The sequence below is a fragment of the Pseudomonas sp. CBC3 genome (assembly GCF_037967085.1).
Classification (GTDB): Bacteria; Pseudomonadota; Gammaproteobacteria; order Pseudomonadales; family Pseudomonadaceae; genus Stutzerimonas.
Genome location: NZ_JBANEO010000003.1, coordinates 188,628 through 203,704, shown reverse-complemented (window position 1 = coordinate 203,704; position 15,077 = coordinate 188,628). Strand labels below are relative to the sequence as shown.

Annotated in this window: 12 protein-coding genes; all 12 read left to right on the top strand. The window is 62.1% G+C overall.

Going from position 1 to position 15,077, the window contains the following annotated elements; all coding sequences use genetic code 11:
• The first annotated feature begins 99 nt into the window (after positions 1-99).
• The 12 genes from V6943_RS13430 to V6943_RS13375 all read left to right on the top strand — a co-directional run bounded on the left by V6943_RS13430 (position 100) and on the right by V6943_RS13375 (position 15,067).
• Positions 100-1,518: a sigma-54-dependent transcriptional regulator gene (locus V6943_RS13430; RefSeq protein WP_181100326.1), complete on the top strand. Its 1,419-nt coding sequence runs from the start codon at positions 100-102 to the stop codon at positions 1,516-1,518.
• Positions 1,519-2,170: 652 nt separating this feature from the next.
• Positions 2,171-3,571 (top strand): polynucleotide adenylyltransferase PcnB, encoded by a 1,401-nt coding sequence (locus tag V6943_RS13425; protein ID WP_340553941.1) that lies wholly within the window; start codon positions 2,171-2,173, stop codon positions 3,569-3,571.
• On the top strand, positions 3,571-4,065 hold the full coding sequence (folK, locus tag V6943_RS13420; protein ID WP_340553939.1) for a 2-amino-4-hydroxy-6-hydroxymethyldihydropteridine diphosphokinase: 495 nt from the start codon (positions 3,571-3,573) through the stop codon (positions 4,063-4,065). Before V6943_RS13425 ends, folK begins: the two co-directional genes overlap by 1 nt.
• A 166-nt stretch (positions 4,066-4,231) precedes the next feature.
• Complete coding sequence (panB, locus tag V6943_RS13415; RefSeq protein WP_340553938.1) at positions 4,232-5,032, top strand: 3-methyl-2-oxobutanoate hydroxymethyltransferase; 801 nt, start codon at positions 4,232-4,234, stop codon at positions 5,030-5,032.
• A complete protein-coding gene (panC, locus tag V6943_RS13410) occupies positions 5,029-5,892 on the top strand; it encodes a pantoate--beta-alanine ligase (RefSeq protein ID WP_340553936.1) in 864 nt (287 codons plus the stop codon). The genes panB and panC overlap by 4 nt, the downstream gene beginning before the upstream one ends.
• A 99-nt stretch (positions 5,893-5,991) precedes the next feature.
• Positions 5,992-6,372, top strand: coding sequence for an aspartate 1-decarboxylase (panD, locus tag V6943_RS13405; RefSeq protein WP_003298244.1), 381 nt, complete (start codon positions 5,992-5,994; stop codon positions 6,370-6,372).
• 353 nt (positions 6,373-6,725) lie between these two features.
• Positions 6,726-8,390, top strand: coding sequence for a glucose-6-phosphate isomerase (gene pgi / locus V6943_RS13400; RefSeq protein ID WP_181100316.1), 1,665 nt, complete (start codon positions 6,726-6,728; stop codon positions 8,388-8,390).
• A gap of 116 nt (positions 8,391-8,506) precedes the next feature.
• A complete protein-coding gene (locus tag V6943_RS13395) occupies positions 8,507-9,382 on the top strand; it encodes an oxygenase MpaB family protein (RefSeq protein ID WP_340553934.1) in 876 nt (291 codons plus the stop codon).
• A gap of 92 nt (positions 9,383-9,474) precedes the next feature.
• A complete protein-coding gene (locus V6943_RS13390; RefSeq protein ID WP_340553933.1) occupies positions 9,475-10,653 on the top strand; it encodes an acetyl-CoA C-acetyltransferase in 1,179 nt (392 codons plus the stop codon).
• An 82-nt stretch (positions 10,654-10,735) separates the two neighbouring features.
• Positions 10,736-11,752: a class I SAM-dependent rRNA methyltransferase gene (locus V6943_RS13385; protein WP_340553931.1), complete on the top strand. Its 1,017-nt coding sequence runs from the start codon at positions 10,736-10,738 to the stop codon at positions 11,750-11,752.
• A gap of 85 nt (positions 11,753-11,837) precedes the next feature.
• Entirely contained in the window at positions 11,838-14,771 is a 2,934-nt protein-coding gene (locus V6943_RS13380; RefSeq protein WP_340553930.1) for a DUF748 domain-containing protein, read from the top strand.
• Positions 14,771-15,067: a DUF2845 domain-containing protein gene (locus V6943_RS13375; protein WP_374105183.1), complete on the top strand. Its 297-nt coding sequence runs from the start codon at positions 14,771-14,773 to the stop codon at positions 15,065-15,067. Before V6943_RS13380 ends, V6943_RS13375 begins: the two co-directional genes overlap by 1 nt.
• Positions 15,068-15,077: the final 10 nt, after the last annotated feature.

Here is a 15,077-nt window from a genome sequence, read left to right as displayed (position 1 = left end):
CGCCCCATCGCGACCGCTTGCACAGGCTGCGGAACAGGCTCCGCGACGCGCCCTTTCCTACCGAGCTGCAGCCGCTTTCAGACCGTCGAGAGAGTACTGATGTCACATATTCTGATCGTCGAAGACGAAACCATTATCCGCTCCGCCTTGCGCCGACTCCTCGAACGCAACCAGTACGAAGTCAGCGAAGCCGGATCGGTGCAGGAAGCGCAGGAGCGCTACAGCATTCCGGGTTTCGACCTCATCGTCAGTGATCTGCGCCTGCCCGGCGCGCCCGGCACCGAGCTGATCAAGCTCGCCGAAGGCACTCCGGTGCTGATCATGACCAGCTACGCGAGCCTGCGCTCCGCGGTAGACTCGATGAAGATGGGCGCGGTGGACTACATCGCCAAGCCTTTCGATCACGACGAAATGCTGCAGACCGTAGCTCGCATCCTCCACGATCGACAGCAGGCAGCCACCGCTCCGGCTGCCGCCTCGCGCAGCGCCGCGGGCCCGGTAACAGATAGCGGCTCCGGTAACGGCGAGATCGGCATCATTGGCCGCTGCGGCCCGATGCAGGATCTGTTCAGCAAGATTCGCAAGGTCGCACCAACCGATTCCAACGTGCTGATCCAGGGTGAATCGGGCACCGGCAAGGAGCTCGTCGCACGCGCGCTGCACAATCTTTCCCGCCGCGCCAAGGCCCCGATGATCTCGGTCAACTGCGCCGCCATTCCTGAAACCCTGATCGAATCCGAACTCTTCGGCCATGAGAAAGGTGCATTCACCGGTGCCAGTGCCGGTCGCGCCGGCCTGGTGGAAGCGGCCGATGGCGGCACGTTGTTCCTCGACGAGATCGGCGAGCTGCCGCTGGAAGCACAAGCGCGACTGTTACGCGTGTTACAGGAAGGTGAGATCCGTCGAGTCGGCTCTACCCAGTCGCAAAAGGTCGACGTACGCCTGATCGCAGCGACCCACCGCGACCTGAAAACGCTGGCCAAGAACGGCCAGTTTCGCGAAGACCTTTATTACCGGCTGCATGTCATCGCGTTGAAATTGCCGCCCCTGCGCGAGCGCGGCGCCGACGTCCTGGAAATCGCCAAGGCGTTTCTGGCGCGGCAGAGCGAACGCATGGGTTCCGATGAGATGCACTTTTCCCGCGAGGCGGAGCAGGCGGTACGGCATTACACCTGGCCGGGCAACGTGCGGGAACTGGAGAATGCCATCGAGCGCGCCGCTATCCTCAGCGAGAGCGAGGAAATCAGCGCGGAGCTGCTGGGCATCGACATCGAATTCGACGCTCTCGACGACGACTTCGATGAGCCCTGCGCTCCGCTGGGCGGCGCCGTCTCGACCAACAACGAGCCGACCGAGGACCTTTCCCTGGAAGACTACTTCCAGCATTTCGTGCTCGAGCATCAGGATCACATGACCGAGACCGAACTTGCCCGCAAGCTGGGCATCAGCCGGAAATGCTTATGGGAGCGTCGCCAGCGTCTGGGAATCCCGCGACGCAAATCGAGCGCCACCGGGTAGCGGTTGTTACCCACCCCATCGAGACGTAACAGAAACCGGGTTCATCGGTAACGGGAACCCGGTTTTTTGTAGGCCGAAAAGACGATGAAAAAAGCTAACCAGCTGTTTTATAAGGACTTTCAAAAACTGGCACAGCAAATGCTTTATATCTGGCACAACAACAATAACAAGCAGACCCACAATAAGAACAAGACGTACCGGCTCTAGCAGAATAAATACAAGAAGGCGGAGGCGTAGCTAACTGATTCTTTTGGAGAGGAACTGTCAAATGGGGTTTTGCCCCACAACCAGGCTGAGAACAACAAAAACTGCATAAGCAGAGCCTGAACTGGTTGGATCATATGATCAATGGCAAGTCAGCGACCAAAGCAATCCGTTTGCTCTTTGCTCCCAATGTAGGAGCATTCCTGGAAGCGATAGCTGAAAGGAACGGGTGATCAAACAAAAACAACACGCCCGAAATACTAATAACAACAAAGCACGCGACATCATTTAAAAGGGGAGCTTCGGCTCCCCTTAGTGCTCTCTGGCCCCGGCCATTTTTGACACCTCCCCGCGCTTCGTTCACCATCCCGGCTCCCGGTGCTAGAATCCACGCTCGTTCGTGGCCATTCGCCTCGCCACTCAGTCCTTTCGCCACACAGTGCCTCCCATGCTGAAAAAGCTGTTCCAGTCTTTTCGTTTGCCCCTGCGCCGTTTGCCGCATCCCCGTCGCACACCCGAAATACTGTCCAGCCGGCAGCACTCGCTGCACCGCAATGATCTGAGCCGACATGCCGTCAGCGTGGTCGAGCGGCTTCAGCATGCCGGGTACGAGGCTTATGTCGTGGGCGGTTGTGTCCGCGATCTGCTGCTGGATCTGGACCCAAAGGACTACGACGTCGCCACCAGCGCCACGCCTGAGCAAGTACGCGCCGAATTTCGTAACGCTCGGGTCATTGGTCGACGTTTCAAGCTGGTCCACGTGCATTTCGGACGCGAGATCATCGAGGTCGCCACCTTCCGCGCCAATCATCCGGAGGAGGATGACGACGAGGCCAGCCACCTGGCTTCGCGCAACGAAAGCGGCCGCATCCTGCGCGACAACGTCTATGGCAGCTTGGAAGACGATGCCCAGCGTCGCGACTTCACGATCAACGCGCTGTATTACGACCCCTCGACCGAGCGCATCCTCGACCATACCCATGGCGTACATGACATTCGAAATAGGCTGATCCGCCTGATCGGCGACCCCGAGCAGCGTTATCAGGAAGATCCGGTGCGCATGCTGCGAGCGGTCCGCTTCGCCGCCAAACTGGACTTCGAGATCGAGCAGCACAGCGCCGAACCCATTGCCGATCTGGCCGATCTGCTGAACGATGTGCCCTCAGCCCGCCTGTTCGACGAAATCATCAAGCTGTTCCTCAGCGGCAAGGCCGAGCGCACCTTCGACTTGCTGCTGGAGCATGACCTTTTCGCGCCGCTATTCCCGGCCAGCGCCGAGGCGCTGGAAGACAATCCCGAGTACACCGAAACGCTGATCCGCAACGCGCTGGCCAATACCGATCAGCGCATTGCTCAGGGCAAGCCCGTCACTCCCGCGTTCCTGTTCGCCGCCCTGCTCTGGCCGGCTCTGCCGGCGCGCGTCGCCGAAGCGCAAGCCAGAGGATTGCCGCCCATACCGGCGATGCAGGATGCCGCGCATGAGCTGATCTGGGAACAGTGCCAGCGCACCGCCATACCCAAACGTTTCACCATGCCGATGCGGGAAATCTGGGACATGCAGGAGCGTCTGCCGCGGCGCCAGGGGCGTCGCGCCGATCAACTCCTGGACAATCCGCGCTTTCGTGCGGGCTACGATTTCCTCCTGCTGCGCGAGAGTGCCGGCGAGCAGACCGATGGTTTGGGCGAATGGTGGACCGACTACCAAGAGGCCAGTGAAAGCGAGCGTCGCAACATGATTCGCGGCCTCAGCAGCAAGGACAACGCCAGCGGAGCGCCGCGCAAACGGCGCCGTAGCGGCAGTCGACGCAAGCGCGGCCCGAACGAAAGCGCACCGACCTCCGACGAATAATGGAACGGGTTTATATCGGCCTGGGCAGCAATCTGGCCGAACCACGCGAGCAGTTGCGCGGTGCGCTCAAGGCATTGGCGGCCGCCCCCTCGTCTCGGCTCGTTGCGGTGTCTTCGCTATACGCCAGCGACCCGCTCGGCCCACCGGATCAGCCGCGCTACAACAATGCCGTCGCCGCGCTCGACACCTTGCTGGCCCCGTTGGATCTGCTCGACGCGCTGCAATCCATCGAAAAGGCTCAGGGACGCGAGCGCAAGGCAGAGCGCTGGGGACCGCGAACACTGGACCTCGACATCCTGCTGTTCGGCGATCGGTTACTCGACGAGCCGCGCCTGACCGTCCCGCATTATCATCTGCATGCCCGAGCCTTCGTGCTCTATCCACTCGCCGAAATTGCACCGCAGCATCTGCAGCTTCCAGATGGACGCAACCTAGCCGATCTGCTGGCAGCCTGCTCATTCGAAGGCCTCGAACGCCTCGACGAACCGCTGTAACCCACCGGTAACAGATGTAACGTGTGGGTAACACTCACGATTGACTTAGCTCGCCGCCATCAGGACTATAAGCGCCCTCTGCCGGCACGCATCGAATTGGTAATCCTGCCCATCGGTGACGCTCCGACTACCGTGATCCCTCAGAGGCTCTAGGAGGACGGCATTCATGCCAGACGTAACCCTGACCACCCTGCAAGGCCTCAAGCAGAAAGGCGAGAAGATCGTCATGCTCACCTGCTATGACGCCACCTTCGCCAAGACCTCGTGCGAAGCGGGAGTCGAGATGCTGCTGATCGGCGATTCGCTGGGTATGGTCCTGCAAGGTCACGACAGCACCTTGCCGGTGTCCATTGAAGAGATGGCCTACCACACCGCCTGCGTCAAACGTGGCAACCGTGGCGCGATGATCGTCGCCGATCTGCCGTTCATGGCCAACGCCACCATCGAGCAGACCCTGGACAACTCGGCCACGCTGATGCGGGCCGGCGCGCACATGGTCAAGGTCGAGGGTGCGGCATGGCTGGCCGAATCCATCCGTTTGCTGGCCGAACGCGGCATCCCGGTCTGCGCCCACATGGGTCTCACGCCACAGACCGTCAACATACTGGGCGGCTATAAGGTGCAAGGCCGCCAAGAGGCCCAGGCGCTGCAGATGATTGCCGACGCCAAGGCGCTCGAGGCGGCGGGCGCTGCCATGCTGCTGCTCGAGTGCGTGCCCAGCGAGCTGGCGGCCCGCATCACCCAGGCGGTTTCGGTGCCAGTGATCGGCATCGGCGCCGGTAGCGCCACCGATGGTCAGGTACTGGTCCTGCACGACATGCTCGGATTGTCCCTCAGCGGACGCGCGCCTAAATTCGTGAAGAATTTCATGCGCGAACACGGCGACATCACATCCGCCATCGCTGCCTATGCCCAGGCGGTGAAAAGCGTGGAGTTCCCAGCCGCCGAACACGGATTCTCGTCATGAACGTGGTGAAAACCGTCGCCGACCTGCGCGCCGCGGTGACCCGCGCACGTGGCGAGGGCAAACGCATCGGCTTCGTGCCAACCATGGGCAACCTGCACGCAGGACATATCGCGTTAGTGAAGAAGGCCGGCCAGCGCGCGGATTTCGTGGTCGCCAGCATCTTCGTCAACCCGTTGCAGTTCGGCCCGAACGAGGATCTGGCCAGTTATCCGCGCACGCTCACGGCGGACCAGGAAAAGCTCTTCGAGGCGGGTTGCCATCTGCTGTTCGCACCCAGCGTAGAGGAGATGTATCCCCACGGCCAGTCGATGCAGACCATCGTGCGGGTGCCGGGGGTATCCGAAGGGCTCTGTGGCGGTAGCCGACCCGGCCATTTCGATGGTGTCTCGACCGTCGTCAGCAAGCTGTTCAACATGGTACTGCCCGATCTTGCCGTGTTCGGCCAGAAGGACTTCCAGCAGTTGGCGGTGATCCGCACCATGGTTCGCGACCTGAACATGCCCGTGCAGATCATTGGCCAGCCAACCATGCGTGCCGAAGACGGCTTGGCACTGTCCTCGCGCAACGGCTACCTCAATACCGAGGAACGCGCCATCGCTCCAGCCCTGTATCGCACGCTGAACCAGCTGGCAGACGCGATTCGCAACGGGCATCGCAACTACCAGACGCTACTGGCCGAGGGACAACAGGCACTGCAGGCAGCCGGCTTACGTCCCGACTACCTGGAAATTCGCAACGCGACGGATCTGCAGCCAGCCACAGCGAATACACGCGAACTGATCATTCTCGCAGCGGTATTTCTCGGCAAAACCCGTCTGATCGATAACCTGCTGGTCGATATCATACCCGCATCGGTATAACCGCCGACCATCGGCACCACCCTGCCCGTCCCCCGGTATTGATCACACTTGTGGGTTCGGGCACACTCTGCGCCGCTTGCGCACCCGGAGGAACCCGCCATGCACGCCATCATGCTCAAGGCCAAATTGCACCGCGCCCAGGTAACCCACTCGGTGCTTGATTACGAAGGCTCCTGCGCCATCGACGGCGACTGGCTGGACCTGGCCGGCATCCGCGAATACGAGCAGATCCAGATTTACAACGTCGACAATGGCGAACGCTTCACCACCTACGCCATCCGCGGCGAAGAAGGTTCGAAGATCATTTCCGTCAACGGCGCAGCCGCGCACAAGGCCGGCGTAGGTCATCGCCTGATCATTTGCGCTTACGCCCATTACAGCGAAGCCGAGCTGGCCAGCTTCAAGCCACACGTCCTCTACATGGGCGCAGATGGCGAACTCAGCCACACCAGCAACGCCATTCCGGTCCAGGTCGCCTGACTGCGAATGAGTCGTTCGAAAGCCCGCACGCCCTTCGCGTTGCGGGCTTTTTTGTGCCCTGAGGGTTCCCCCTGACGCGCTAATCTGTAATGGTCATCGAGGGCTATGGCGGGTATCGATAGCAGGCGCGGCGAGCATTCGGAACGCCGGGCGTTTTTCCCAGTCAGACTGTCTCGGCGGCGCAGGATGCGCCACCCTCGCTTCATTGAATCGAAGCGGTACGCGCCCGATGCATTCAGGATGAGTGCCAGCGTGTCAGCATCATCGAATGACTGTCCAACCGCAGCTCCAGGGCTACACCTGGGGCGGCGCAGAATCGAGACAGTCCGCCAAGCAAAGGAAGCCGCACTACCATGAGCTATTACGAGCACCCTCTCGATGCCACCGGCCTGTCGTCCTGGAAGGCCTTGGAAGAACACCGCCTTGCCATGCAGAACTTCAGCATGCGCGACGCATTCAAGGCCGACCCGACACGCTTCGATGACCTGTCGGTTTCCTGCTGCGGCCTGTTTCTCGACTATTCGAAGAACCTGATCACACCCGAGACGCGCACCCTGCTGGTGAACCTGGCCCGTGAAGCCGGCGTCGAGCAGGCCGCGCGCGCCATGTTCGAAGGCGAGCGGATCAACGCCTCGGAAAATCGTCCGGTCCTGCACACCGCCTTGCGCCGCCCGATGGGCGATTCAGTGATGGTCGACGGGCAGAACATCATGCGCGACGTGCACGCCGCGCTGGCGCAGATGACCGACATCGTTACGCGCATCCACAACAATCTCTGGCGCGGCTTCAGCGACAAGACCATCACCGACGTGGTGAACATTGGCATCGGAGGCTCGTTCCTCGGTCCGCAGCTGGTTTCCGAGGCACTGCTGCCCTTCACTCAGCATGGCGTGCGCACGCATTACCTGGCGAACATCGACGGCAGCGAATTCCGCGAAGTGACTGCCAAGCTGAACGTGGAAACCACACTATTCATCATCTCCAGCAAGACCTTCGGCACGCTCGAGACGCTGAAGAATGCACAGGCCGCACGTACCTGGTATCTCGGCAAGGGCGGCACAGAGGAGAAGCTCTACCGCCACTTCATCGCGGTGACCAGCAACAAAAAGGCGGCCGTTGAGTTCGGCATCCGCGAAAAGAACATCTTCCCTATGTGGGACTGGGTCGGCGGGCGCTATTCGCTGTGGTCAGCCATCGGCCTGCCCATCGCGCTGGCCATCGGCATGTCCAACTTCAAGGATCTGCTGTCCGGCGCTTACAGCATGGATAGTCACTTCCTCAGCGAGCCGTTCGAAAGCAACATGCCGGTGCTGCTGGCGATGCTTGGCGTCTGGTACCACAACTTCTGGGGCGCGCAGAGCTACGCCTTCCTGCCGTACGACCATTACCTGCGCAACTTCGTCAAACACCTGCAGCAGATGGACATGGAGTCCAACGGTAAGAGCGTGCGCCAGGACGGTACGCCGGTCTCCTGCGGCACCGGCCCGGTGATCTGGGGTGGCGTCGGCGCCAACGGCCAGCACGCCTATCACCAGCTGCTGCACCAGGGCACGCCACTGATTCCGGCCGACTTCATCGTGCCCGTGGTCAGCCACAACCCGGTGGCCGACCACCATGAGTGGCTGTATGCGAACTGCCTGTCGCAGAGCCAAGCGCTGATGCGCGGCAAGACCCGCGAGGAAGCCGAAGCCGAGCTGCGGGCCAAGGGGCTTGGCGAAGCCGAGATTGAGCGCCTGGCGCCGCACAAAGTGATTCCAGGCAATCGCCCGAGCAATACCGTGGTGATGGAGACCATCAGCCCCGGCCGCCTCGGCGCGCTGATTGCGCTCTACGAGCACAAGGTGTTCGTACAAGGCGTGATTTGGGGGATCAATTCTTTCGACCAGTGGGGCGTGGAGCTGGGCAAGGATCTGGGCAAGGCCGTGTACGGTCAGATGACCAGCTTCGACGCACCGCCAGCCGAAGACGCCTCGACCCAGGGCCTGATTGATTTCTTCCGCGGTCGCCATCGCGGCTGAGCCTACGTGCAACCGGGCGGCAAACGCTGTCCGGTTGAGCCCCGCTTCGCCCTGAATCGGTAACGGCATCCATCGGGTAACATTCCGGCTCTCTAATCGCTGCAGAAACGCCGGTCATGGAACTCATCCGCCATCGCATCGAAACACAGGTGCTCAGCCTCACCGGCCTGGCCATTGGCGGCGTCGACTATGAACAGCCGCCGGGCGACCCAGGCTTGTTCGGCCCGGATTCGGTCTGCTGGCGGGTCCATGGTGACTTCACTTCGATGCTGATCGGCGGCATTTCCGCGTTGCTGCTGCAAGCCCTGCATCCGCTGGCGCTGGCCGGCGTCTGGGATCATTCGAACTTCCGCGAGGACCTGCTCGGTCGTTTGCGGCGTACCGGGCAATTCATATCGGCGACAACCTTCGGCAGCCAGGCGGATGCACAGCGGCTGATCGAGCGGGTCCGCTCGATTCATCTGCAGGTCACGGGTCATGCAGCCGATGGCCGCCCCTACGCCGCCTACGATCCCGAACTGCTGACCTGGGTGCACGTAGCCGAGGTCAGCAGCTTTCTCAAGGCGCACCTGCGCTACCTCAACCCTTCGCTGTCTGGCGATGATCAGGATCGCTATTACGATGAGGTCGCGCGGATCGCCGAGTCTCTTGGCGCATGCCAAGTGCCGCGCTCGAGAAAGCAGGTTGCGGAGTATCTGCAAGAGGTACAGCCGCAGTTGCAGTGCGACGAGCGCTCGAGGGAGATTCTCCGCGTGCTGTTCGACGCACCGGCACCCAGCGCGCTGGCCCGGCCATTCGGCGCCCTGATGATGCAGGCGGGAGTCGAGCTGCTACCGGACTGGGCCAGCGCCATGCTCGGACTGCAGCAGAGCCCGGCTCAGCGCCAGCTGATACGGTTCGGCGTCAGACGCACCGCTCCAGTGCTGCGCTGGGCCGTGCGCAACGGTTCGGCACACCGGGCACGCCGACGCATGGGACTGCCCAGCCGCTAACGTGACCGGCAGGTTCCGCAATTGGAGGCGCCCAAAGCGGTATGCCAACATGGGCGTCCCGCGCGAATCCCGCTCTTTCGAGGTCAACCTGCATGCAAGAAGTCGTCATCGTCGCCGCCACCCGTACCGCCGTCGGCAGCTTTCAGGGCGCGCTGGCCAATATTCCTGCAGCCGACCTGGGCGCGGCGGTGATTCGCCGTCTGCTGCAACAAACAGGCATCGACCCCGCCGAGGTGGACGAAGTCATCCTCGGGCAAGTTCTCACCGCGGGCGCCGGCCAGAACCCGGCGCGCCAAGCTGCAATCAATGCCGGCCTGCCCGCCGCGGTCCCAGCCATGACGCTGAACAAGGTCTGCGGCTCCGGCCTGAAAGCGCTGCACCTCGCGACACAGGCGATCCGCTGCGGCGACGCCGAAGTAGTGATTGCCGGCGGCATGGAGAACATGAGCCTGGCGCCCTATGTCATGCCGGCGGCCCGCACGGGCCTGCGCATGGGTCATGGCAAGGTGCTCGACAGCATGATCCAGGATGGCCTGTGGGACGCCTTCAATGACTATCACATGGGCATCACCGCCGAAAATCTCGTCGCGAAGTACGGCATTACGCGAGAGGAACAGGATGCCTTCGCCGCAGCCTCCCAACAGAAGGCGGTTGCCGCCATCGAGGCAGGGCGCTTCGGCGCGGAGATCACGCCGATCGAGATTCCGCAGCGCAAGGGCGATCCACTGATGTTCGAAACCGACGAGCAGCCGCGCGCGGGCACCACAGCCGAGAGCCTGAGCAAGCTCAAGCCCGCCTTCAAGAAGGACGGTAGCGTAACGGCCGGTAACGCCTCCAGCCTCAACGACGGCGCCGCCGCCGTGCTACTGATGAGTGCAGACCAGGCCAAGGCGCTGGGTCTACCGGTACTGGCGCGTATCGCCGGTTACGCCAATGCGGGTGTCGATCCGGCGATCATGGGCATCGCCCCGGTATCGGCCACCCGCCGATGCCTGGAAAAGGCAGGCTGGAGCCTCGATCAGCTCGACCTGATCGAAGCCAACGAGGCATTCGCCGCCCAGGCGCTTTCAGTCGGCAAGGAGCTCGGCTGGGACGCGAAGAAGGTCAACGTCAACGGCGGCGCCATCGCCATTGGCCATCCGATTGGTGCCTCCGGCTGCCGCATCCTGGTCACCCTGCTGCACGAAATGATCCGCCGCGACGCCCATAAAGGGCTGGCAACGCTGTGCATCGGCGGCGGTCAGGGCGTTGCGCTGGCGATCGAGCGCTGATCGCGCGCCGCTAAGCACCCAGCCGGCCCAGCGCCGGCTATTTCCGATAAACTGCGCGGCCCTCCCCTCCGAGTCGCCGCGCATGCCTTCTCTCGAACAGGCGCTGCGCGCCGCCATCCGCCATCGCGAAACTCTGCTCGACCAACTGCACGACCAGGCCACCGACTGTTACCGACTCTTCCACGGTAGCCAGGAAGGCGCGCCCGGCCTGACGATCGATCGTTACGGCCCGCAGTTGCTGGTGCAAAGCTTTCATCAGCCGCTCGAACGCGACGTGCTACTGGCCGTGCACGAACAGCTTTGCACCGCCCTCGGCGAAACCCTCTCGCTGGTCTACAACGACCGCTCCCAGGGGAACTCGCGTATCGACCGCAGCGACTCGGTCTATCGCGCCGATCCGGCGGCGCTGGACGATCAGGTCGGTCGGGAATGGGGCCTGAACTACCGAGTCCGCGCGCGGCACAGCGGGCAGGATCCGCTGCTGTTTCTCGATCTGCGCAACGCACGCGGCTGGGTCAAGGCCAACAGCGCCGGCAAGTCGGTGCTCAACCTGTTCGCTTACACCTGTGGCGTCGGCCTCTGCGCGGCTGCAGGTGGTGCGCGTGAGGTGTGCAATCTGGACTTTGCCGAAAGCAACCTCGCGGTCGGACGGGAGAACGGCGCGCTCAATCCCGAACTGGCGCCGATGCGGTTCATCCAGTCGGATTATTTTCCGGCGATCCGTCAGTTGGCGGGCTTGCCGGTCCCACAGCGCCGCGGGCGAGCGCTGCCCGACTATCCGCGCCTTGCACCGCAACAGTTCGATCTGGTCTTGCTCGATCCGCCAGCCTGGTCGAAAAGCGCATTCGGCACCGTCGATCTGTTGCGCGATTATCAGAGCCTGCTCAAGCCTGCACTGCTTGTCACCGCTGAAGATGGCGTGCTGGTCTGCTGCAACAACCTGGCGAAGGTCGACCTCGACGACTGGCGCGAGCAGGTTCTGCGGTGCGCAACGAAGGCCGGACGGCCGGTACGCGATTGCCAAGTGCTGTCGCCGGCGCTGGACTTCCCTTCCGCCGACGGGCGACCGCCATTGAAGATTCTCACGCTGCAATTGTGAAGCGGTACGGGTTACCGGTGGCATAGAGGAACCCGCATGGCGTGCCATACTCCAAGGCAGTCCATCGCTCGGAATGTAGGTCCGCATGCCCAACGGAATGAAGCGCGCACTCATCGGCCTGATGACCGCACTGGTCTGCTATTGCCTGCTTGGCTTCTTGATACTGCCTGGTGTCGCCCAGCGTGTCGTCAACCAGCAACTAATCCAGTACGCGACGGTGCCGGCGCGCCTGGAACGAATCGAATTCAACCCATTCAGTCTCGAACTGACGCTGTACGACCTGCGCCTCGGCGAGGCTGATCAGCCGCAGCTCGGCTTCCAACGTCTGTATCTCGATCTGCAATGGAGCAGCCTCTGGCACCGCGCCCTGCAGATAGAAAATATCGAGCTGACCCAGCTGCACACCGAAGTGGTGTTCGACAAAGACGGTACGCTCAACCTGACACGACTGTTCGACCTGCCACCGTCTGCTGAAGATGAAGAGCCGCAAGAGCCGGAAGAACCCTTCGCCCTGCATATCGACCGACTGCAGCTGGTGGAGGGCTCGGTCCGCTTCGCCGACCAGCGCCCTGAAGAGCCCATCGACTTCCTCCTCGACTCACTCAATTTCGAGCTGCTGAACTTCGCCACCCGCTCGGATGACGCAGCCGATGCGGTGCTGGTCGCGACCGGCCCCAGCGGTGCCCGGGTGGACTGGAACGGACAGTTCAATCTGGCGCCAACCATCAGCTCGTCCGGCCAGCTGAAAATCAGCAATCTGGCACTGAAGGACTTCTGGGCCTACGCCCATGACGCCGTACCACTGCGCCTGCAGCAAGGCCGGCTCAGTTTCGCCAGCGATTATCGGCTCGATCTGGCGGAGCGCACCGAGCTGCAATTGAGCAACCTGAACGCCCAATTGGCACCACTCGAACTCGATACCGCCGACGGGCAGCCAATGGTTCGCCTGAACAAGCTTGAAATCAGCCAGACATCACTGGATCTGACCAAGCAACAGGTTGTGATCGGCCACCTGCGCAGCGATGCTCTGGAAACCTGGGTAACCCGCGAACCCGACGGCGAGCTGAACTGGCAGAAACTGCTGACCCCATCGTCCGCCAACACCCAGCCGGAAACCGCCGAACAGACGGACGCCGTCGGACCCGTACAAGCAGCTACCGCCGACGACCAGTCGACAGCCTGGCAGGTGCTGCTGAGTGACGCCCAGCTACGCGACTACCGGGTACATCTGCGTGACCGTGTGCCGGCGGATGAGGTCGCGCTGCAGCTGGGTCCGCTTAATCTTGCCGTGTCCGATTTCGACAGCCTGGGCACTTCGCCTTTCGGGCTGGAACTGACCACCGGCGTAGGCAACCAGGGCACCTTGCAAGCGGCGGGACAGTTGCGATTGCAGCCTGCGTCTGGACGACTGAGCATCAGCACGCAGGATATCGACCTGCGCATCGCTCAGGCCTACCTGACGCCTTTCGTGCATCTCGAATTGCGCAGCGGCATGCTGGCCAGTCAGCTGGAACTTGAGCTGACCGGCACCGAACCACTGGCGTTCAATCTCGGAGGGGCAGCCGAGATTACCCAGCTGCATACGCTCGATACCATCAACAATCGCGACTTCGTCAAATGGCAGCGCTTGCAACTCGGCGGGCTGGATTACCAGCATCCCCAACAGTTGCAGATCGAACGCATCGACCTGACCCAACCCTACGCGCGCTTCATCATCAATCCGGACCTCACCACCAATATCAATGACCTGTTGGTGGACAAGACGACCGCGGCCGACGGCGATAGCGCGGCTGCTGCGACAATCGAGCAAGCAGAGCCGATGGGCATTCGCATAGGGGGCATTACCATCAATGAGGGTTCGGCCAATTTTTCCGACCTCAGTCTGCGCCCTCCCTTCATAACGGCCGTGCAGGAGCTCAGCGGCGAGATCGGTACGATCGACAACCAGGCGCAGCAACCGGCCACGGTCGACATCAACGGCAAGGTTGATCGCTATGCGCCAGTCAGCATCAAAGGGAACCTCACGCCATTCGATCCGCTGCAGAGCCTCGATATCGCCACGCGCTTCCGGCAGGTCGAACTGACCAACCTTTCGCCCTACTCTGGAAAGTTCGCCGGTTATCGCATCCGCAAAGGGCGCATGGATCTCGATCTCCACTACCGCATTCAGCAGGGCCAACTGAACGCCGAGAACAAGGTCGTGCTGCAACAGCTGCAGCTTGGCGAGAAGGTGGACAGTCCCGAAGCGGTCGATCTGCCAGTACGCCTGGCCGTCGCGCTGCTAAAGGATAGTCGTGGCACGATTTCGTTGGAGCTGCCGGTTCAGGGCGACCTCAACAACCCTCAGTTCGATGTCATGCCGATCGTCTGGCAGACGCTGCGCAACCTCCTGACTCGTGCAGTCAAGGCACCGTTCAAATTTCTCGCCGGTGTCGTCGGCGGCGACCAGGAAGATCTCAGCCAAGTGCTCTTCGCACCCGGCAGCAGTGAACTCGATCAGCCGGCGCGCGCCAACCTGGACACCCTGGGTCGTGCGCTGAATGAGCGCCCCGTGTTGCGCCTCGAAGTCGAAGGACAGAGCTCACCTCAGGCCGACGGACCGCTGCTGGCCGAACAATGGCTGCAGAACGAATATCAGGAAACCTGGTACAAGATGCTGCAGCGTCGCGGCGACAAGGTACCTGCCGACGCTGGGCAACTGGAAATTGGCGATGAGGAGAAAGCCGCCATGCTCGAAGGCATCTATCGCAGCCGTCTCGGCCAACAACCGCCCACTCAATGGAGCGAGCTCGACGAGCAGGTACGCAGCGAGAAGATGCGCGACGCCATACTGACCAGCCGAGCCGACAGCACTGCCCTGCTACGCCGCTTGAGCCGCGCCCGCGCCGCTTCGATCAAGGATTATCTGGTCGACCAGGCTGGCCTCGATGCTTCGCGTGTGTACCTGCTAGACACCGGCATTGCGGAAGCCGAGCAAGAAGGACAGATCCCAACGCCCCTGCATCTGGGAAGCGAATGATGCCAGCCATAATCCATACCCTGCTGCTCAGCACCATCCTGGCAGCCCCTTTCGCCCAAGCGGAAACGCTACGCTGCGGCAGCGCGCTGATCAGTACCGGCGATCGGCCCTTCGAAGTTGAGAACAAGTGTGGCGCGCCAGTGCGGCGGGATCTGGTCGGCTACGCGCTGGGCCCACACGCCAGGCGGGAAATGGTAGTCGAGGAATGGTTGTATGGGCCTGACAACGGCATGCTCAGCATCCTTACGTTCGAAGGCAACCGGCTGGTACGCATCGAATCCCGCCGCGCTCGTTAAGAGGCCTCAA

Bases quoted from the DNA above. Each gene is read 5' to 3' on its own strand.
- V6943_RS13430 (WP_181100326.1), top strand. From the start codon at position 100: ATGTCACATATTCTGATCGTCGAAGACGAAACCATTATCCGCTCCGCC.
- pgi (WP_181100316.1), top strand. From the start codon at position 6,726: ATGAGCTATTACGAGCACCCTCTCGATGCCACCGGCCTGTCGTCCTGG.
- panB (WP_340553938.1), top strand. From the start codon at position 4,232: ATGCCAGACGTAACCCTGACCACCCTGCAAGGCCTCAAGCAGAAAGGC.
- folK (WP_340553939.1), top strand. From the start codon at position 3,571: ATGGAACGGGTTTATATCGGCCTGGGCAGCAATCTGGCCGAACCACGC.
- panD (WP_003298244.1), top strand. From the start codon at position 5,992: ATGCACGCCATCATGCTCAAGGCCAAATTGCACCGCGCCCAGGTAACC.
- V6943_RS13395 (WP_340553934.1), top strand. From the start codon at position 8,507: ATGGAACTCATCCGCCATCGCATCGAAACACAGGTGCTCAGCCTCACC.
- V6943_RS13380 (WP_340553930.1), top strand. From the start codon at position 11,838: ATGCCCAACGGAATGAAGCGCGCACTCATCGGCCTGATGACCGCACTG.
- V6943_RS13390 (WP_340553933.1), top strand. From the start codon at position 9,475: ATGCAAGAAGTCGTCATCGTCGCCGCCACCCGTACCGCCGTCGGCAGC.
- V6943_RS13375 (WP_374105183.1), top strand. From the start codon at position 14,771: ATGCCAGCCATAATCCATACCCTGCTGCTCAGCACCATCCTGGCAGCC.
- V6943_RS13425 (WP_340553941.1), top strand. From the start codon at position 2,171: ATGCTGAAAAAGCTGTTCCAGTCTTTTCGTTTGCCCCTGCGCCGTTTG.
- panC (WP_340553936.1), top strand. From the start codon at position 5,029: ATGAACGTGGTGAAAACCGTCGCCGACCTGCGCGCCGCGGTGACCCGC.
- V6943_RS13385 (WP_340553931.1), top strand. From the start codon at position 10,736: ATGCCTTCTCTCGAACAGGCGCTGCGCGCCGCCATCCGCCATCGCGAA.